The following is a 19,063-nucleotide window of genomic DNA, read 5'->3' as shown; positions in this document are numbered from 1 at the left end:
TGGAAGTGCTGGCAGCATGTAAAGAAGTCCAATGCAGATGATCGTACCCGCCTCAGGTACATCCAGAATGACTGCATAATGATTTAGCATCATAGTAAGTTATGGCAGTATTGTGACCATTTTTGCTCGATGATGTTCAACCTGCACCCCTGATGATTACACGTGCTCCGCCATGAAAGTTGTGCCTTAATAAGCGGTAATTAATAAGTGTGAAAAATAAAATTTATCACTATGAAAAAATAAAACTTAACATGTCGTGTAAATAATTCTTGCCGACTGGTGGATATTTCAAGTAATATGTTGAATTAAATAAATTAATTGATTCATAGGTCTGTTTTTGTATTTCAACGCGGTAACGCTTTGCAGAGTTCTTGAGCTTCATTCCTTCCAAGAGATCCTGCAGGCTACTGACTATTTTAAATGATAAAGGTGGATGAACAACAATGGCCGAAGCATCAGCTAAGCAGTATATTCAGAGTGTATATGAAACCGTAGTGAAACGAAATCCTCATGAATACGAGTTTCATCAAGCCATCAAAGAGATTCTTGAATCGCTTGTTCCTGTCATTGCCAAGCATCCAAAATACATACAACACGGTATTCTGGAAAGAATCGTAGAGCCGGAACGAATGATCACATTCCGCGTACCCTGGGTCGATGATCAAGGAGTTGTACAAGTGAACCGTGGCTTCCGTGTCCAGTTTAATAGCGTGCTCGGACCTTATAAGGGCGGTCTTCGTTTTCATCCTTCTGTGAATGCCAGCATCATTAAATTCCTTGGCTTTGAGCAGATCTTCAAGAATTCACTGACTGGCCAGCCGATCGGTGGAGGGAAGGGTGGATCGGACTTTGATCCAAAAGGTAAATCGGACGGAGAAATTATGCGGTTCACCCAAAGCTTCATGACGGAGCTGTACAAATATATCGGACCAGATGCCGATGTACCTGCCGGAGATATCGGTGTCGGCGCTCGCGAGATCGGGTATATGTTCGGACAATATAAACGAATTCGCGGCGGCAACGAAGCGGGTGTCCTGACAGGCAAAGGAATCGGGTATGGCGGTAGCTTGGCCCGTACAGAAGCAACAGGCTACGGTACGGTCTACTTCGTAAACGAGATGCTGCAAAGCAAAGGACTTCAGTTCGAGGGAAGTACAGTTGTCATTTCCGGATCAGGCAATGTGTCGCTATATGCGATCCAGAAAGCAACGCAGCTGGGAGCCAAAGTCGTGGCATGTAGTGATTCAAACGGATATGTCTACGACCCGGACGGTATTAAATTTGAGACCGTCAAGCGCCTGAAGGAAGTGGAACGTAAACGGATCAGCGAATATGTGGTGGAGCATCCAAACGCAGTGTATACAGAGGGCTGTGAGCAAATTTGGTCTATCCCGTGTGATATTGCACTCCCATGTGCCACGCAGAATGAGATTAACGAGGATTCAGCTAACTTGCTGGTATCTAACGGGGTCAAGGCGATTGGAGAAGGAGCCAATATGCCTTCTACTCTCGAAGCTATCGATATCTTCCTTCAAGCTGGCGTGCTATTCGGACCTGCCAAGGCTGCAAATGCCGGTGGTGTCGCTGTATCGGCTCTCGAAATGGCACAAAACAGCATGAGATACTCCTGGAGTTTTGAAGAGGTGGACACGAAGCTTCATGAAATTATGAAGAATATTTATGCTTCGGCTGTCCAGGCGGCGGATGAATATGGTCATCCTGGCAATCTGGTCGTAGGAGCCAATATTGCTGGCTTCACGAAGGTGGCAGATGCCATGATCGCACAAGGTGTCATCTAATTCATCGAATTGCAATAAGCGGCAGTGAATCGTTTATAGGTTCAACTGCCGTTTTTTTTTTGCATCTGGACCGATGATCAGGAGGGTCTGTCATCTGGATGAGGCCATGTTTATTACGTTGCTGTAGTGTAGATGTCAGGCTTAGGCCTAGTGTTGGTGCAGCTTCACTTGAACGTGTGGTGAAGGTAACCATGCTCTACGAGCAGCTCTTGTGTAGCCTGCCATAGCTTTTTCTGCAATTTGACATTACCCCCAGGTTCCGCTGGTTTAATAGATTTTCCGCTTCCAACATTGAAATATCCACCTGTGACGCTGGAGAATTCCGGATCCATAATCAGGCGTGTGATGATTGCGGCCCCCTTTTGCGGGTTACCGAGTCGAAGGAATCTCAGAATCTGTTCGATTATACCCGCATATTTGAGCTCACGACCAAGCCCCGTAACATTAAATCCGGGGTTCAGTGCATTCACATGAATTCCAGTTCCGGTCCATTGCCGAGCCAGTTCCGCAGTGAACATGATATTTAACAATTTGGTCTTGCCATAGATAGCAGATGAGCCTCGGGCTGTAAACGGAGTGGTGTCCGTTAAGTCGTCGGGCAGGGTCAGCACGCCATGGCGACGAGAAGCTTCGGAAGCGACATTGACGACCCTGGCTGTGCCCGTTTTTTGCAAGGAAGGCCTTAGCAGATGCGTTAACAGCCATGGGGCCAAATAATTCACGGCCATCATCTCGGGAAGCCTCTCGGAGGTGATGCGAGGTTCAAAGGCATGAATGCCAGCGTTATTTAATAACACGTCGATTCTAGGGTGAGCATTGGCGATCTCGTTTCCTACGCGAACTACGTCACGCATGACCGATAAATCCCCGTAGAACACATCTACCTGAGCTGAAGGAGCATGCTCATAGATTCGTTTTCGAGTGGCGGCTGCACGTTCCATGCTTCTTGCCGTCAGGATGAGGTTATAGCCGCACACGGCTAGCTGAACGGCAACCAGCTCTCCAAGACCACTCGTTGCGCCTGTAATGACAGCTATTGGTTTATTACTCATACTCATGCTCCTTTGTGTGATACAATTTTAATAAATAGGGGAAGAAGAGATTGAAGAATCAGCAACAGAAGCAAGACTTTAAAATAATATAATTGATATATATCCACTATATTAATTTGATTGATATATGTCAACTATACTTCTGTTGTGACTTTACGAAGGAAAGGTGAACGAGGATGGAGGAGGAGCAATCTTTCCCTGTGTCGAGAGCTCAATTGGAATTGGATCTGGGTAAACAGCTGAATGCGCTGATCAGTGCTTCTCATGCACTCCATGTGGAAGCTGCCGCCCGGTATGACTCTTCTTTGCAGCCAGCTGCCTTCCACATTGTACGTTGGCTCTATTCCTACGGGCCGACCAATGCGGCAGCCTTAGCAGAAGCAATTGCTATGGATCGGAGCGCAGTCAGTAGGCTTGTCAAGCGACTAGAGGCTTTGGGGTATGTCAAAAAAGAGGCGTCGTCTGAGGATGGCAGGGGAGTTATTCTATCCCTAACAGATGCCGGACAGCAAAATATGATTCGTGTCTCCCAAGAAAAGGAGTCCATTTTCTACGAAAGAATTAAAAATTGGACGAATACGGATTTGCAAGCTTTTACCGAAATGCTGAGGCGGTTTAACGGGTTGGAGCTCTAGACATACCATTGCTCCCTCTCTCGAAGTTTGCGAAAGGCGTGACATGCGGAGGAGGTATCCGACATTATGAAGAGACAGGCTTCTGATTCATTCAGAGGCCTGTCTTTTATGTTATTCATATACATCCTTCTCGGAAATTGGCCCTACTTTGGATGAATTAATAATAGCTGGACCTGTATATGATCTAGGTCGGTACTGGAGTGGAGACATGCCCGTCCAACGCTTGAATTGTCTGCTGAAATGACTCTGGGAGGTGAAGCCCAGCTGCTCCGCAATGTCCTGAATTTTCAAGTCTGAGTAGACAAGCAGGTGCTTGGCATGTTGAAGTCTTTTACTGGTCATATACTGTCTTGGAGAGATCTTATATACCTTGGAGAACAGCTTGTGGCACTGCACGCGGCTTAGACAGAGCTCGTCCGCCATTGACTGTATCGAAAGACTTGACGAATGCAGATTGTTCATCATATATTGCTCGATCCAATGTGCTGTCTCTACCTCGTAGAGGGAATGCTTCTGTTGGATGGACTGTGCAGGTACCGATGTCTGCTGGAGCTGTGCAGTCATCATCTCACTTAGAATCATGAGGATGGTGGAGTGGAGCCGCAGTCTCTCTTTCATCAGCAAGAAGCCTTTAACCTTCTCCGGATAGTGGGTGGATGCTGTCGTCGCCAGAATGCTGTTCTTAATGAATTCATCCAGGTGCTCCAGCTGGCGACTGAACTCGGGGCGTGGGGGCTGCTCATGATTCCATGCTTGCAGAGGCTGCGCCTGGAACCACTGACGACACTCCAGGTCATCGATGTCAAAATGAATGGAAAGATAAACATAGGGTCCTGCATCGGAGCTAACGACATGATGGCGAAGACCAGGCGGAATTACCAGCCAATCTCCTTTGCCAAATGGAATCGAGCATTGATCAATATACTGAATGGCGCAACCATCATAGCAATACAGGAGCTCAAAAATTTTGTGATGATGATTGGGATAAGTCCAACCAGGCTCGGCTACCCGAAAATGAAAGCCAATAAGATGAAGAGTGCTCATCATGTCTGGAAAGGCAACCTTGTAAGTCAAAGCTTTAGCCTCCCTCTAGGTTTGGAGTTCCAGTGTACTTCCATAATTATACATACTATGCGACAGATACGATAGCAATTAGTATTACAAATGGTCAAAAAATAGAGAGAAATCATCATTGGAATCGCTTACATAAAAAGTCATAATGGAGGAAGCGCGCGTGAGAACTATCAAGCGGTATCGCAATATGCGTAAGGAGAAAGGGAGAATTGAGATGAAAGGATTCTGGACCATGCTGCTTTCCTTATCACTGCTTCTAACTACGATGCTGACTTCTGGTTATGGCAAGCTAGCAGCTGCCGCCAATGAGCCAATACAGGAGGGAAGTCATGCTATCGTTGCTGATTCGTATCGGTTCAATTTTGCCAGCCAGACCAAGCCTGGTTACCAGTCTGTAGTGTATGATACACACATGGGTGCCCCTTTATATAACGCCTCAGTCGGCTACGGATTTGTCGAGCACACCAGTGCCCTCCCACCACGAGAGGTACATACAGATACGATTACCTCCGATGGAACAGGCTTTTTCATCACAGAGCCTGAATTCTATGCGGAACCAAAATTCGAGAAAGACAACTATAACAACTACGGTATGACTTTTCGAATTGCAGCTCCTCCAGGTGCTTATAATGTATATGTGAGGACTACCTCAGACACGGCGGATACTGCAATATCGATCTCAGGCATGCAGGCGAGTCGTCTGCTGTCTGGTGGACATTGGGATGCGGCCAAGCTTGTACCCAAGCAATTCAAGGCCGAGGCACGAGGGAAGGATTGGACCTTTGCCTATGTCAACGGACGAGAATACCTGGATATTGAAATTGAGCCGAATCGCGTTGGCACGAAGGTAGGTATTGAAGAGATTGTACTGGAGCCTATTGCAGCGCAGGAGCGGGCTTCAGGGGATCTTCCGACCATTTTTACCCTTGGGGATTCGACGGTCAAGTCCTATACCTTCGACGAGGCACCGATGAGCGGCTGGGGCCAGGTGTTTGATACCATGTTTGATCCCAGCAAGGTCAGAGTTATTAATTATTCCATGGGTGGCCGTTCGTTCAAAAATGCATACGCGGAAGGGCGCTTGAACGATATCTTGCTCAGCGGCAGAATTGGCGACCATGTACTGATCCAGTTCGGACATAATGACGAGAGCATGGATGAATTCAGACGCTATGGGCGAGGCTCTACAGAGGCTATGTATGAGACATATATAAAGGAAGTCTACCTTCCAGCGATTCGCGCAAGAGGCATGGTCCCTGTGCTGATTACTCCCGTCTCCAGAATAAAAGGTGATGCAGCCCAGGATTACGTGTACAGCAATTCCTTCACGAATCGTAAGTTCCCGGACATTCTGAAGCGTATTGCGGCCGAAGAGAGCATCACACTCATTGATCTGAACACCGAGAGTGTGCAATATTACAACGAGATTGGCGTCAAAGCTACGACAGCAATCTTCATGTCTATTGAAGCCGGAGAGACGCCTGGCAAGACCAATGACGGAAGCTACGCCAACGGGCATCCATCCAAGAAGATTGACGGTACACATTACAAGGAGGCGCTCTCCAAGCAATTGGCGCGGATGGTTGTAACTGATCTGGTGAAGCAGGCACAGGCAGGCCATTCCGTCGCTGCCGATATTTCATCTCATCTGAAAGATCATGTGAAGCTGGCGGTTACGACAGCTGACTGGACAGATATTTTCCCGGAGATGGCCAAGGACACTACCACTGGGGAAGGGGCTTATTACCGGAATCAGATTGAGAAATTGCTACAGTTAGGAGTCATGAACAAAGACCACCAGGGTAACTTTAACCCGCGAGCGATGATCAGTGTGGAGGAGTTCGCGGATAGTCTTACCCGACTCATGAATGTGAATCCTTCAGTATTGGCCGGATATAGCAATGGAGAGCTATCTCGCGAGCTGATGGGAGCTATGCTGTATGATGCATACCAGTCCAGGTTCATCGACAAGCCAAGGTTCATGACGGACTTTAACGGCTCGACAGTGGTGCCTGGGGACCCGGATTATGATCCAAATCTGGATTCAGGGGCGCGGGGAGCCATGTATTATCCACTGGTGTCCTGGCAGCAGTTGACGGATACGGAGAATACTCAGCCGCACCTGTTAGTCAAGCTGAAGGGAGCCTATGATCTGGGGCTAATTCGCTCGGAGAAGGGGATTGCTAGAGGTCAGATGACCAATGGTACGGAGTTAGAGCCAAGGCTCGGGGTAACCCGCGAGCAAGCTGCCAAAGCACTGTATTTTATGTGGGTTCTTAGACAGGACGTCACGGCGGAGAATGATACTTCCTCTCTGATTCCCTAGGTAGCCCTCCTTGCTCAGTAACAACTATTCATTCCTATTCCCTATGAAATGGCGGAACCACCTATGAAACTCCTTATATACTAATTTATTAACAAATGGTTTATAAATCGTTTTCTTTTACCGATATAGGAACTAGGAGTGTTCCATTTTTTAACTGGGGGTAAGAAGATGAATACGCTTGAAGCTTTGGTCCATAGCATGCCATTTGTAAGTCAGATGTTTCGTGATGATGTCTCGATATCCATCAATGATCATGAGAAGGTGCTGTATTTTTTGGAGGCCCAGTCGCTTGATATCGGAGTGAAGGTGGGCGACGAGCTGCATAATGACTATAAGAATTTCAAGATGCTAACGAATCGTGACTCTAGAACCGTCGTGCGGATGCCCGGTGACCTTAAAGGTAGACCCTTCGATGCCATTCTTATCCCAATTAAGGAGAACGAGCAGGTCGTTGGAATACTGGGCGTCAACTATTCATTGGATAGTCATCATACGCTGGAATCACTCATTTCGGAGACCGAGACAATTATCGGTTCGCTGTTAGGCGGGATTCAGCAGGTAGCTGCCCACTCGCAGGAGCTATCCGCCACCTCGGAGGAGATGCTGCGCAATTCCAAGCTAGCCGTCCAGAACTCAGCAGGTGTCACCAAGGTGACTGGTGTGATTCGTGAGGTCTCAGAGCAGACCAATCTGCTTGGGCTGAATGCGATGATCGAAGCGGCGCGTGTTGGTGACCTGGGAAGTGGCTTTGGCGTTGTCGCAGGTGAGGTGCGGAAGCTATCCGATCACACCAAGCAAGCGGCTGCGAGCATTGAAGAATCGCTCGTCAATGTGCAGGCCTCAATGAAGCATATGGAGGTCGAGATCAGTCAGATTACAGCAGCGACTCAGGATCAGGCGATACTGGTTAATGAATTTGTTAATAGTATCGAGCAGCTCAATCAGACGAGCAAGAAATTGAAGGAATTTGTACAGCAAATGCTTGCTCTGAAGTAGGTAGAAGTGGTTCTGATCGTATCCAACAGCTCTATTCGCGATACGCGAGTAGGGCTTTTTTTAATATGGGATATGTGACATTGAAATAACTGGACTACATCATGTAAAAAAGACCCTGAGTCCAGAACACGAATTCTGGGCTCAGGGCTGAGGCTATGGGTAAGGAGCTGCACCGCATACTTCGCACATTACTTAACGCTTGTGTTCACTTTCGCGGTGCTGCTTCATTTTCTCCACTAGCTGTGGTAGTGTGAGTGTCTTGCTCTGACTCATATATGTCCGGATCTCCGTAGTGGAGTTGTCCTGGGTAAGCGAGCTGCCCCAAGTCATGGAATATACCCATTTCGGTTGATTTTTGAGTACCTCGGGACTAGGGAGTCCCCCATTCTCACCGATGGCGATCGGTTTGCCCCCTGCGAGTGCAAGCAGCTCCTGATAGTAGGATTGCTTGAAATCATGCTCGTAGATATCGGCCGCCAGTATATCGACCTTCGCCGTACCAGGAAAGAACGCCTCGTAGTCCAGAGAATAGGCATTCGGAGCATTAGGATTCCATACCCATAATAGATTGTCCAGCTGGTGAACGTTGACGAAGCGATCATACATAATGCCCCATAGGGCATCAAAATTATCCTTCTCCCCCCACCAGAACCAGCCACCATTCATCTCATGATAGGGTCTCCACAAGACAGGTACATCTGCGTTCTTGAGTGTCTTCAAGGAGGCGGCGACCTGATCCAGATCGCGGATTAGCCGCTGGTATTGAGGAGTTCCAGGAGTCACATAAGCATCGAATTCAGCTTGGCTAATCTTGCGCTGCACATTCTTCCAAGTAGGTGCCGTACCCGGCAAAGGCTGATGATAGGTCATCACCACAATCCCGCCCGAACGGCTCCACTGGATAGCTGAATGGATGACACTTTTTCGTTGGGAAGCAGCTACTGTCGGGCTTTGATTGGAGATTGCACCAAGCTCATATCCATGCAAGCCAGGCATTGAACCGCTGATTTTCCCAAGACGATTTTTCTGCTCGTCTGGGCTTTCCAGATAATCATGCTGGCCTGTAATCAGGTATTCACCTGATATATCGGACAGGAAAGCTAATAGTTGCCGAGAGCTGTCCGAGGCATTCGGATTGATGGGTTTGAGGGCCGCTTCAGCACTAGAAGTGGAGTCCTGAGAGCCGGTGAACAATAGCAGGCACAGGAAAGTGAGTGTAAATGCTTTGACGAGCATCAGCGATTGTCTTGAAGTATTTTTCACAAGCATCAGCGTCCTTTCTTCATAACCTGGCGGTTATTTTCTGGATGTAGCATCATGTATTCTGAACCGATTTTGCTTCAAGCCCGTGGCGAAGTCAATATCACTACTGTATTCAAGATAGATTAACGTCATATTGTAGGTAGATATAATTACATTGATTAGATGGATTGTATAACATAGATGTAAGAGGTTATGTAAGATAACAAGAGGGTATATGCTCGTCTCCATCTCCGCTTGACTGTATATTGGGGTGGAATCATTATCCATATATACCCGAATTCAGCCGTACTGATTACAATTATTGCAGATAAATGTTTGGTTTGCATGTGCAAAAAGACGTAGGTCCTGTGCTGGAACCAACGCTTTCCTGACATCACTTGGGCACATCAGAGACATATTGTATTTGACAGGCTAGCTGTTTTTTTGCTAGAGTTTTATCAAATCCATAATCTGTATCATTAGGGATGTTACCGTAAGAGGGCATAACCTGATCCGGCTTGTTTGCGTTGCCTACTAATGCATACAGGCTGGTTCGGGTTTTTTTGTTGTAAAGGGCAAGCTATACGGTAGCGAATTTGAACTATTCGGAAGGAGAGTTAGTATGTCCAATTTTGTGTTTCCTGAGAATTTCCTGTGGGGAGGTGCCTTGGCTGCGAACCAGGTTGAGGGCGCATATCTGGAGGATGGCAAAGGTCTGAGCGTTGTCGATCTTATGCCAGCAGGCGAGAAGAGAAGAGATATCATGAAAGGATATGTTCCATCCCTGACTCCACTTGAGGGAGAATTTTATCCGTCACATGAAGCTATTGATTTCTATCACCGCTATAAAGAGGATATCGCTTTATTTGCAGAGATGGGCTTCAAGGCTCTTCGTGTCTCGATCGCATGGGCCCGGATTTATCCAACAGGTGAAGAGGCTGCACCGAACGAAGCAGGACTGAAGTTCTACGACGATCTGTTCGATGAGCTGCTGAAGCATGGAATCCAGCCGGTGGTTACATTGGCTCACTTCGACGTGCCAGTCAGTCTGGTAGAGAAGTACGGAAGCTGGAGAAGTCGCGAGCTGGTGCCTTTATTTGAGAAATATGCGCGTACGGTGCTGGAGCGCTACAAGAACAAAGTGAAGTACTGGATGACATTCAACGAAATCAATATGCTGCTGCATTTGCCATTCGTGGGTGCAGGGCTGACGTTCCAGGAAGGCGATAATGTGAAGCAAATTCAGTATCAAGCAGCACATCATCAGCTAGTCGCAAGTGCGCTTGCGGTAAAAGCCTGTCATGAGCTCATACCAGATGCCATCATCGGCTGTATGCTGGCAGCAGGAAGCTTCTATCCGTATACTTGCAATCCTGAGGATGTATTCCAGGGTATGGAGAAGGACCGCGAGTCCTACTTCTTCATTGACGTGCAATCCCGCGGGGAATACCCAGGTTATGCCAAGCGTTTCTTCAAGGACCACGGTCTGAATATAGCGATGGAGCCTGGTGATGCAGACATTCTCAAGAATAACACAGTAGACTACATTGGCTTTAGCTATTACTCCAGCCGTACAACCAGTACCGACCCAGAGGTCGTGAAGAAGATGACCAGTGGTAATGTGTTTGGCTCGGTCTCCAATCCTTATCTGGCTAAATCCGAATGGGGCTGGACCATTGATCCTAAGGGCTTCCGTATTACTGCGAACCAATTGCATGATCGTTATCAAAAGCCGCTATTTGTGGTGGAAAATGGCCTTGGAGCGGTGGATACAGTCACTCCAGACGGAGAAGTGGATGATTCCTACCGAATCGACTACCTGCAGCGTCATATTGCCGAGATGGGAGAAGCCATTCAGGATGGTGTCGAAATTATCGGATATACCAGCTGGGGGCCGATCGATATCGTCAGTGCGTCGTCTGGTGAAATGAAGAAGCGCTATGGCTATATCTACGTCGATCGTGACAACGAAGGCCAAGGTACGCTGAAGCGCATCAAGAAGAAGAGCTTCGACTGGTACAAGCAAGTTATTGCATCCCGTGGAGCCGATCTCGAACAAAAGTAACCGCATCTCGACTACCTGATGTCTTATAATCGTCTGCCGGAGTCCTTTTTTCTCCTCGGAATGAGGGGATAAGGCTGCGGCAGGCTTATTTCGGTTGAAAGCGTTGACATATCCCTGTTTTCAGGCTATACTTGACGCGAATCCATCTTTACTATTGGGATTGTTACTATACGGGTATTATGCGTACTCTCATGCATGGTGCTGACTGTGTAGGCAAAACCTAAGCTGTCAGAGGACCGGCAATATTGCCTGTTTTATTCTGGCCTGCTTTAGGTTTTTTTTGTATCCCGAGACCCAGATGAATAAGGGGCGGTTGGTGCAGTGAGAACGGGGGATCAGCATGAAAATAGCCAAAGTCATTAACAACAACGTAATCAGTGTATATCAAACGGACGGTACAGAGGCTGTCATCATGGGGCGTGGAATTGCGTTTAAGAAGAAGCCCGGAGATCAGGTTGATGAGACGCGGATCCAGAAGGTATTTGCACTGAAAAATAAGCAGACCACCGATAATTTCAAGATGCTGCTGCGGGAAGTACCACTGGAGTTGATTGAGATCGTGGAAGGAATTATCAGTGACGCCAAGCGTGATCAGGACCGGAACCTGAATGAGAATATCTATGTGTCGCTGACAGATCACATTCACTTTGCCATGGAACGTTATGAGCAGGGAATAGAGATTAAAAATGCCCTCTTGTGGGAGATCAAGCAGCTCTACAAAGAGGAGTTCAATCTGGGTCTCAAGACACTGGAGCAGATTAAGCATAAGCTGGGCGTAGAGCTCCCTCCGGATGAGGCGGCCTTTATTGCTATTCACCTCGTTAATGCGGAGATGAACGAAGAAGTAGCGACTACGATGAATATTACCAAATTCATTCAGCAAATTGTGAATATTGCCAAATATCACTTTAAAATGGAGCTGGATGAGGAATCATTAAGCTACTTTCGTTTTATTACGCATCTGAAATTCTTCTCGCAGCGGATATTCAACGGCACGCATTATGATAACCATGATGACCATTTCTATGATCTCATTCGGGATAAGCATCCTGAGGCAGCAGCCTGTGTGGAGAAGATCAATGTCTTTATTCAAAATGAGTATAATCATGTTCTAACGAATGAGGAAAAGCTGTATCTAATGATTCATATTCAGCGAGTGATTACACGTGGGCCTGAGGTTGCGAATGATTAAATAGCGCTTTATCAAGTTGTTATATGAATTTAAAATAGTTGTTGACAATCTTCAAGGCTGTCGTTTACGATATGTCTAACAGGAACTGAATAATGATTTAACTGGGATTGTTACTGGTTATGCAGGCAAAACCTAAGTCATGGGAGGAATAGGACTACATGTGTCCCCTCGCCAATGGCTTAGGTTTTTTGTGTGCTCAAAAATCGGTTCCACCTGTTCTAATAACACACGGGGGTGTACAGCATGAGTCAGGAGAAACTGGCAAAGGAAATTATTGAGTTGGTAGGTGGCGAGAAGAACGTCGTATCTCTCGTACACTGTGCCACGCGTCTGCGCTTCGTACTGAAGGACGATAGCAAAGCAGACAAGGCAGGTCTGCAGAGAACAGATGGGGTCATTGCCGTCAAAGAAAATGGCGGACAGTTTCAAGTTGTCATAGGTAACAAGGTACCTGAGGTCTATAGCGCCATCGGAAAAATTACCAAGCTGCTGGATGACGGACCTAAGGAGCCAAGTGGCAAATCCGCTAAAGGTATTGGTGCTATCGTTGATGTTATCTCCAGTATTTTTGCTCCATTGCTTGGAGTTATGGCTGGTGCGGGTATTCTCAAGGGCTTGCTGCTGATCGCCAGCAATCTGGGCTGGTTGGAGACAACAGAGACCACGTATACGATTCTGTATGGTACATCCGACGCTTTATTTTATTTCCTGCCAGTGCTGTTAGCGGTTACAACTGCTCGGAAGTTCGGAGGAAACATTTTTATTGCAATGACCATAGCCGGATCATTATTGTATCCGTCCATCATGGCTTTGAAAACAGAAGGTGTAGCAACTGATTTCTTCGGGATTCCAGTCATTATGATGACGTATTCATCCACCGTTATTCCGATTATTATCGCCATTATTGTAATGTGCAAGCTGGAGAAGCTGTTCAACCGATTGATTCATGAGAGCGTGAAGAACTTCATCACGCCACTGCTGCTTCTGGTAATCATGGTTCCGCTTACGCTGATCGTGTTTGGACCATTCGGTGTGTATGTTGGTAATGCTATTGCTTCCGGTCTGGTAGCTGCCTTCGGCTTCAGTCCACTGATCGCTGGTGCGATTATGGGTGCATGCTGGCAGTTGCTCGTTATCTTTGGAGTACACTGGGGTCTGGTTCCGATCTTCATCAACAACGTGGCTGTGCATGGACGTGATGGCATCAAGCCTGCAGCAACAGCATCTGTATTTGCTCAGACCGGCGCATCCTTCGGGGTTATGCTTAAGACCAAGAACAAGAAGCTCAAAACATTGGCGGGTTCCGCTACACTGAGCGCCCTGTTCGGAATTACCGAGCCTGCTGTCTATGGTGTGACGCTCCCACTGAAGCGTCCGTTCATCGCTGGTATTATCGGTGGTGCTGTCGGGGGTGCTATCATTGGTCAAGCGGGTACACAGGCGTTCGCTTCCGGCGCACCTGGACTGTTGACACTGCCAATCTTCTATGGACCAGGTGGACAAGGTTTCCCGGGTCTGATTATGGGTATTACGGCATCCTTTATTATCTCAGCGGCGCTCACTTATATTCTGGGCTTCGAAGATCCGGTGGAAGAGGAAGACAAGGCTACCAAGTCCGTTGAACCATCCAATCAGACGGCTCCTGTAGCCAGCGCGAATCAAGAAGTGCTCAGCCCGATCCAAGGTAAAGTAGTATCTCTGTCTGAAGTGCCCGATCCAGCGTTTTCATCCGGCGCCATGGGGCAAGGCATTGCGATTGAACCTTCTGAAGGACGGGTAGTGGCTCCATTCGATGGAACGGTTACTGTGGCCTTCAAGAAGAAGCATGCTTTGGCTGTTGTCTCCGAGACAGGAGCAGAGGTTCTCGTTCATGTCGGAGTAGACACTGTCAAGCTGGATGGACAGCATTTTACCTCCTACATTAAGGAAGGGGATCAGGTCAAGGCTGGCGATCTACTGCTGGAATTTGATCTGGAGCAAATCAAGGCGGCTGGTTATCATACGGTAACGCCAGTCATTATTACGAACTCGGCCGATTATGCTGAGGTGAAGCCTGCTGCGGATGGTCAAGTTCAGCTTCAGCAGCCACTATTGAAGCTACACATCTAATTCGACGATAAAGCTACTATAATGTTCATATCATGGATAGGCAGTGAGCCCTTGGGGGTGTCGCTGCCTCTTTTTATTAAGATGGTAGATTATATAAGCTTTCAGCGAAGCTGATAGTAAAATAAGAAATGCGAACTATTGTTCCCTACAATGACTTGCTATACAATATATGAGGGAATGGAGCGGTAACATCCATTATTGACATTGTGGCTGCCCAGATGAATAGAGAGGATGCATGACATCATGATGGGAAGAGCCCATATTATTATTGGTACTGGCGTTAGCTGGTCAGTGCTTGTGCTACAAGGCTATGATGTAACATTGCCCACTGCCGCAGCGGCTGTGATTGGATCCTTGCTGCCGGATATTGATGAACCGAATTCGCTCTTGCTCAGCAGGACGATGCCACGGAAGCTGTTGCGTTGGGTACAGATATTGACGCTAATCGGTGCTGTAATTGTGTTCATGGCAGGTGTATTCAGCTACCCATGGGATTGGATTCTGGCAGGGATTATGGCCGTCGTGGCGTGGATTCCTTCCCGCTCCTTACGGAAGGTCATTCTGTTTGCGCTAGGCGCGGGGTTCGCTTGGTACGGTGGTGCTTATAGTCCGTGGAATTATATTGCGGGCAGTCTGCTCGTAATTTGCACGATTGTCCCTCATCGTGGGCTGACGCATACGCTCTATGGAGCGGGAGCCTGGACAGGGCTGCTGTATGGCACGACAGCCGCTTATGGAGACAGCATCTGGCTGGCAGGTGGTATAGCCTATGTAGTGCATCTCCTTGCGGATTCCTTGACCAATAATGGCATTAAGCCACTACCGCCCCTGAATCTGCGCCTTCGCTTCCGCCTGATGAGCACAGGAACGAAGAAGGGAGCCAGGGTCGAGAACATTTGCATTGCTCTGACGCTGCTACTGGTGACGGTCGCGTACATTTTTCGATCCGTTTGATGAATTAGTAGTGACAACACACCAAAGCCATGCTCTGCGGCACGTATCCCTTTTCAGGATAGACGAGCCAGGAGCATGGCTTTGATCATTGTGGCTGTGTGAGTCTCATGATCTCGGCATGATCACGAGTTCTCAATGATGGTATTGAGTGTGGTGCGATCCAGATGCTTCACAAGCTTGATAATCAGTTCTTTTGCAGCTGCATAATCATCTGTGTGAATAATGGAGCCAGAGGTATGGATGTATCTACCACATATGCCAATGACAGTGGAAGGCACACCTTTACCACTTAAATGAACCTGACCAGCGTCTGTTCCACCTGGAGAGATGAAATATTGATACTTAATACGATGCGTATCTGCCATATCCTTTACATATTCCACCAACCCACGGTGGGTCAACATGGTAGGATCAAACACGCGAAGTAAAGCCCCGTGACCGAGATGCCCATAGGCATTTTTGTCGCCGGTCATATCGTTAGCTGCACTACAATCAAGTGCGAAAAAAATGTCCGGCTGAATGAGATTGGCCGCCGTTCTTGCTCCTCGCAGCCCCAATTCCTCCTGCACAGTAGCTCCCGTATATAACGTGTTTGGCAGCTTTTCCTTATGTACAGCCTCAAGCAGCTCAATTGCTAGGCCGACACCATAGCGGTTGTCCCAAGCCTTGGCCATTATTTTTTTGGGGTTAGCCAGAGGTGTGAACTTGCTTACTGGAACAATGGATGTCCCGGGCACAATTCCCAAAGCCTCTACTTCCTCACGACTATCTGCACCGATATCCAGATACATGTGCTTCAATTCAACAGGTTTGCTGCGCGCGGCATCATCGAGCAGGTGTGTAGGCGTCGAGCCCACAACGCCTTCGATCGGTCCATTTGGCGTGATGACCTGAAGTCGCTGAGACATGACTGCTTGACTCCACCAGCCGCCGAGCTGTTGGAATTTGATCATGCCAGTATCTGTAATGCCGTTGACCAAGAAGCCAACCTCATCAAAATGTCCCGCTACCATGACGCGAGGTCCTTCTTCATCGCCTCTTACAACACCGAACAGGCTTCCCAGATGATCCTGTACGAATTCATTGGTGTAGGATGACATCTTGTCTTTTACCCATGCTCTGAGCTCTCGTTCATGCCCTGGTGCAGAAGGGAATTCAGTCAATGTTCTGAACAACTCTAAAGTGTGCTGATCCATGTATGTAATCACTCCTCATTAATTAACCACCGGATAGTTATTATGTTTAAGTATAAAGCATTATGTATAAATGTCCATGCTGAATCCGCTTGTCAGAAGTGGTGATCAGCACGAAATTACCAATCATAACAAGGGCTCCCTCGACAAATAATGAACATGGAGAAAGATTGTCCTTTAGTTCTTTATTTAAATACGATACAGGAGGTGCGGGGATGGCTGTGAAAACAGGGCGTTCCAATGCTGGACAACAGATTAAGCCCAAATTGACTCTCCACGAGGAAGAATATCAGCAAATTGCCAAGAAGTATGAGCCTTCCAGAAAGGTGCTGGTGAACTGCATCCGTGCTTTTTTAGTAGGTGGTTTTATTTGTCTTATCGGTCAGGCCATTCTCCGTGCTTTTATGGCCGGATTCGATATGACGGCAAAAGATGCAGGGAATCCAACCGTTGCGGTCTTGATTCTGATCTCCGTCATTTTGACCAGCATGGGGGTATACGACAAGTTCGCACAGTGGGCGGGTGCAGGGACAGCCGTACCTGTAACGGGCTTTGCCAACTCCATGTGTTCAGCTGCAATTGAGCATCGGTCAGAGGGTCTGGTACTTGGTGTCGGTGCCAGTATGTTCAAGCTTGCGGGCTCCGTCATTGTATTCGGCGTGGTCGCTGCGTTCATTATTGGACTTGTCTATGCAGCTCTAGGTGTAGGAGGCAACCACTTATGAAAAGATTGGGTGAGCAGACCTGGAAATTCGAATCACGTCCGCGGATTGCGGGAAGCGCTACTGTAGTTGGCCCTGATGAAGGCGAGGGTCCCCTTGCCGCAGATTTCAGCTATGTGTATGACAACCTTGAGATTGATGAGAAAACTTGGGAAAAAGCTGAACGCCGCTTGCTGGAGCAAGCCTCACAGCTTGCTCTGGTCAACTCCAATCTGACCAAGGATGATATTCAGTTTTTTGTGGGCGGCGACTTGCTGAACCAGATTATTAGCAGTTCCTTTGCTGCACGTAAGCTAGGCATCCCTTACCTGGGCGTATTTGGTGCCTGCTCCACCTCGATGGAAAGCCTTGCCTTGGCTTCCCTTATTGTGGATTCAGGGGGCGCAGATTATGCCATCGCGGGTACTTCCAGTCACAACTGTACGGCAGAAAAGCAATTCCGCTATCCTACGGAATACGGTTCTCAGAAGCCGCCAACCGCACAATATACCGTTACTGGGGCAGGCTGTGCCGTCGTTGGTACCACCGGCAATGGTGCAATTGTTGACTGTGCGACCATAGGCAGGGTACAGGATATGGGGATTAAGGACCCGTTCAATATGGGAGGCGCTATGGCTCCAGCAGCAGCAGACACCATTCTTTCTCATTTTCGAGATACGGGAAGAAGTGTTCAGGATTATGATTTGATTGTGACTGGTGACCTTGCATCTGTGGGTCTGCCTATAATGAAGGAATTACTTAAGGATCATGGGATGGATACCGAAGCGACGGAATTTAACGACTGCGGGCTCATGATCTTTGATCGTGAGAAGCAGAAGCAAGTTATTGCGGGTGGAAGCGGCTGCGGCTGTGCAGCAGTAGTGACCTATGGGCATCTGCTCAAGCGTCTGCAGAGTGGGGAACTGAAGCGAGTGCTGGTTGTTGCTACAGGAGCACTCTTATCGCCACTTTCGTATCAGCAAGGAGACAGTATTCCATGTGTTGCACATGCTGTAGCTTTAGAAGCAGGAGGACAATAATATGCAATTTTTATGGGCTTTCTTAGTAGGTGGCGCGATCTGTGTCGTGGGGCAAATCTTAATTGATGTATTCAAGCTGACTCCTGCCCATACGATGAGTTCGCTTGTCGTAGCGGGGGCAGTAGCAGATGCAGTAGGCATTTATGACCCATTAATTAAGTTCGCAGGGGCTGGAGCAACCGTGCCCATTACCAGCTTCGGTAATCAACTCGTCCACGGAGCACTGACAGAGCTGGAGACACAAGGATGGATGGGGGTTATTACCGGCATCTTCAGCCTGACGAGTGCGGGTATCTCCTCTGCGATCATTTTCTCCTTTCTGGCAGCATTGGTCGTTCGGCCCAAAGGTTAAAGCTGTCTTAGCTGAACATAACATTTACATGTCGTATACATCGGTTTCTGCAGCGACCTGCAGATCAGGTCGTGAATTCAAAACTTCATCATCTAATAAGCGAATGCCGACATCCCGGAGCAGAGTTCCGGGGTGTTTTGCTGTTAGCTACACTGGGTATTGTACATAGATATGAGAAATTGAAAGTTATAGAGAAAATCATAGGAATACTGGAATCTGGAAGCTGTGGCAAGTGTACTCTCGCTTCATGTTCATGTACAATAATAAATAGAAACTACTTTTAATAGAGCTATATCGTAGAGTCCAACATCTTAATGCACTTACTCATGAATG

The 19,063-nt window shown here is 47.7% G+C and carries 15 protein-coding genes; 11 read left to right on the top strand and 4 right to left on the bottom strand.

Annotation, left to right across the window (positions count from 1 at the left end):
* Nucleotides 1-443 precede the first annotated feature (443 nt).
* Nucleotides 444-1,799, top strand: coding sequence for an NADP-specific glutamate dehydrogenase (gene gdhA / locus MKX74_RS18580; RefSeq protein ID WP_018887994.1), 1,356 nt, complete (start codon nucleotides 444-446; stop codon nucleotides 1,797-1,799).
* A gap of 164 nt (nucleotides 1,800-1,963) precedes the next feature.
* Here gdhA and MKX74_RS18575 read toward each other — a convergent pair whose 3' ends face one another.
* Nucleotides 1,964-2,851 carry an SDR family NAD(P)-dependent oxidoreductase gene (locus MKX74_RS18575; RefSeq protein ID WP_341179382.1) on the bottom strand — a complete coding sequence of 296 codons (888 nt, stop codon included), beginning with the start codon at nucleotides 2,849-2,851 and terminating at the stop codon, nucleotides 1,964-1,966.
* A 176-nt stretch (nucleotides 2,852-3,027) separates the two neighbouring features.
* Here MKX74_RS18575 and MKX74_RS18570 point away from each other — a divergent pair, with 176 nt between their 5' ends.
* The gene (locus MKX74_RS18570; protein WP_341179381.1) at nucleotides 3,028-3,486 is read left to right on the top strand and encodes a MarR family winged helix-turn-helix transcriptional regulator; all 459 of its coding nucleotides are present in this window, start codon (nucleotides 3,028-3,030) and stop codon (nucleotides 3,484-3,486) included.
* A 111-nt stretch (nucleotides 3,487-3,597) separates the two neighbouring features.
* On the opposite strand, the gene MKX74_RS18565 is transcribed toward MKX74_RS18570, so the two are convergent.
* Nucleotides 3,598-4,560, bottom strand: a complete 963-nt coding sequence (locus tag MKX74_RS18565; protein ID WP_028588697.1) for a helix-turn-helix domain-containing protein — start codon at nucleotides 4,558-4,560, stop codon at nucleotides 3,598-3,600.
* Between the two features lie 160 nt (nucleotides 4,561-4,720).
* On the opposite strand from MKX74_RS18565, the gene MKX74_RS18560 reads away from it, so the two are divergent.
* Nucleotides 4,721-6,886, top strand: a complete 2,166-nt coding sequence (locus MKX74_RS18560) for a GDSL-type esterase/lipase family protein (RefSeq protein WP_341179380.1) — start codon at nucleotides 4,721-4,723, stop codon at nucleotides 6,884-6,886.
* 168 nt (nucleotides 6,887-7,054) lie between these two features.
* A complete protein-coding gene (locus MKX74_RS18555; RefSeq protein ID WP_025680329.1) occupies nucleotides 7,055-7,882 on the top strand; it encodes a methyl-accepting chemotaxis protein in 828 nt (275 codons plus the stop codon).
* 192 nt (nucleotides 7,883-8,074) lie between these two features.
* On the opposite strand, the gene MKX74_RS18550 is transcribed toward MKX74_RS18555, so the two are convergent.
* Nucleotides 8,075-9,151, bottom strand: a complete 1,077-nt coding sequence (locus MKX74_RS18550; RefSeq protein WP_445667284.1) for a glycosyl hydrolase — start codon at nucleotides 9,149-9,151, stop codon at nucleotides 8,075-8,077.
* Nucleotides 9,152-9,746: 595 nt separating this feature from the next.
* On the opposite strand from MKX74_RS18550, the gene MKX74_RS18545 reads away from it, so the two are divergent.
* The 4 genes from MKX74_RS18545 (at nucleotide 9,747) to MKX74_RS18530 (ending at nucleotide 15,444) form a co-directional block, all read left to right on the top strand.
* Nucleotides 9,747-11,189, top strand: a complete 1,443-nt coding sequence (locus MKX74_RS18545) for a 6-phospho-beta-glucosidase (protein WP_133567377.1) — start codon at nucleotides 9,747-9,749, stop codon at nucleotides 11,187-11,189.
* A 340-nt stretch (nucleotides 11,190-11,529) separates the two neighbouring features.
* Nucleotides 11,530-12,381: a BglG family transcription antiterminator LicT gene (licT, locus tag MKX74_RS18540; RefSeq protein WP_018887986.1), complete on the top strand. Its 852-nt coding sequence runs from the start codon at nucleotides 11,530-11,532 to the stop codon at nucleotides 12,379-12,381.
* 243 nt (nucleotides 12,382-12,624) lie between these two features.
* Nucleotides 12,625-14,490: a beta-glucoside-specific PTS transporter subunit IIABC gene (locus tag MKX74_RS18535; protein ID WP_341179379.1), complete on the top strand. Its 1,866-nt coding sequence runs from the start codon at nucleotides 12,625-12,627 to the stop codon at nucleotides 14,488-14,490.
* 243 nt (nucleotides 14,491-14,733) lie between these two features.
* Complete coding sequence (locus MKX74_RS18530; protein WP_341179378.1) at nucleotides 14,734-15,444, top strand: metal-dependent hydrolase; 711 nt, start codon at nucleotides 14,734-14,736, stop codon at nucleotides 15,442-15,444.
* A 122-nt stretch (nucleotides 15,445-15,566) separates the two neighbouring features.
* Here MKX74_RS18530 and MKX74_RS18525 read toward each other — a convergent pair whose 3' ends face one another.
* Complete coding sequence (locus tag MKX74_RS18525) at nucleotides 15,567-16,640, bottom strand: M42 family metallopeptidase (protein WP_018887983.1); 1,074 nt, start codon at nucleotides 16,638-16,640, stop codon at nucleotides 15,567-15,569.
* A 212-nt stretch (nucleotides 16,641-16,852) separates the two neighbouring features.
* Here MKX74_RS18525 and spoVAC point away from each other — a divergent pair, with 212 nt between their 5' ends.
* The 3 genes from spoVAC to spoVAE are packed head-to-tail and all read left to right on the top strand — an operon-like array spanning nucleotide 16,853 to nucleotide 18,730.
* Nucleotides 16,853-17,362, top strand: coding sequence for a stage V sporulation protein AC (spoVAC, locus tag MKX74_RS18520; RefSeq protein WP_341179377.1), 510 nt, complete (start codon nucleotides 16,853-16,855; stop codon nucleotides 17,360-17,362).
* Complete coding sequence (gene spoVAD, locus MKX74_RS18515; RefSeq protein WP_025680333.1) at nucleotides 17,359-18,378, top strand: stage V sporulation protein AD; 1,020 nt, start codon at nucleotides 17,359-17,361, stop codon at nucleotides 18,376-18,378. Before spoVAC ends, spoVAD begins: the two co-directional genes overlap by 4 nt.
* Nucleotide 18,379: 1 nt before the next feature.
* Complete coding sequence (gene spoVAE / locus MKX74_RS18510; protein WP_018887980.1) at nucleotides 18,380-18,730, top strand: stage V sporulation protein AE; 351 nt, start codon at nucleotides 18,380-18,382, stop codon at nucleotides 18,728-18,730.
* Nucleotides 18,731-19,063 lie beyond the last annotated feature (333 nt).

It is taken from the genome of Paenibacillus sp. FSL K6-1230, from assembly GCF_038002385.1.
GTDB classification, from domain to species: Bacteria; Bacillota; Bacilli; order Paenibacillales; family Paenibacillaceae; genus Paenibacillus; species Paenibacillus massiliensis.
The sequence above is the reverse complement of the archived record's forward strand: the minus strand, read 5'-3'. Positions and strand labels throughout refer to the sequence as shown.

Excerpts from the sequence above, each read along its gene's own strand:
- MKX74_RS18555 (WP_025680329.1), top strand. The coding sequence starts at position 7,055 with ATGAATACGCTTGAAGCTTTGGTCCATAGCATGCCATTTGTAAGTCAG.
- MKX74_RS18570 (WP_341179381.1), top strand. The coding sequence starts at position 3,028 with ATGGAGGAGGAGCAATCTTTCCCTGTGTCGAGAGCTCAATTGGAATTG.
- MKX74_RS18530 (WP_341179378.1), top strand. The coding sequence starts at position 14,734 with ATGATGGGAAGAGCCCATATTATTATTGGTACTGGCGTTAGCTGGTCA.
- licT (WP_018887986.1), top strand. The coding sequence starts at position 11,530 with ATGAAAATAGCCAAAGTCATTAACAACAACGTAATCAGTGTATATCAA.
- MKX74_RS18550 (WP_445667284.1), bottom strand. The coding sequence starts at position 9,151 with ATGCTTGTGAAAAATACTTCAAGACAATCGCTGATGCTCGTCAAAGCA.
- MKX74_RS18525 (WP_018887983.1), bottom strand. The coding sequence starts at position 16,640 with ATGGATCAGCACACTTTAGAGTTGTTCAGAACATTGACTGAATTCCCT.
- gdhA (WP_018887994.1), top strand. The coding sequence starts at position 444 with ATGGCCGAAGCATCAGCTAAGCAGTATATTCAGAGTGTATATGAAACC.
- spoVAE (WP_018887980.1), top strand. The coding sequence starts at position 18,380 with ATGCAATTTTTATGGGCTTTCTTAGTAGGTGGCGCGATCTGTGTCGTG.
- MKX74_RS18545 (WP_133567377.1), top strand. The coding sequence starts at position 9,747 with ATGTCCAATTTTGTGTTTCCTGAGAATTTCCTGTGGGGAGGTGCCTTG.
- spoVAD (WP_025680333.1), top strand. The coding sequence starts at position 17,359 with ATGAAAAGATTGGGTGAGCAGACCTGGAAATTCGAATCACGTCCGCGG.
- MKX74_RS18535 (WP_341179379.1), top strand. The coding sequence starts at position 12,625 with ATGAGTCAGGAGAAACTGGCAAAGGAAATTATTGAGTTGGTAGGTGGC.
- MKX74_RS18575 (WP_341179382.1), bottom strand. The coding sequence starts at position 2,851 with ATGAGTAATAAACCAATAGCTGTCATTACAGGCGCAACGAGTGGTCTT.
- spoVAC (WP_341179377.1), top strand. The coding sequence starts at position 16,853 with ATGGCTGTGAAAACAGGGCGTTCCAATGCTGGACAACAGATTAAGCCC.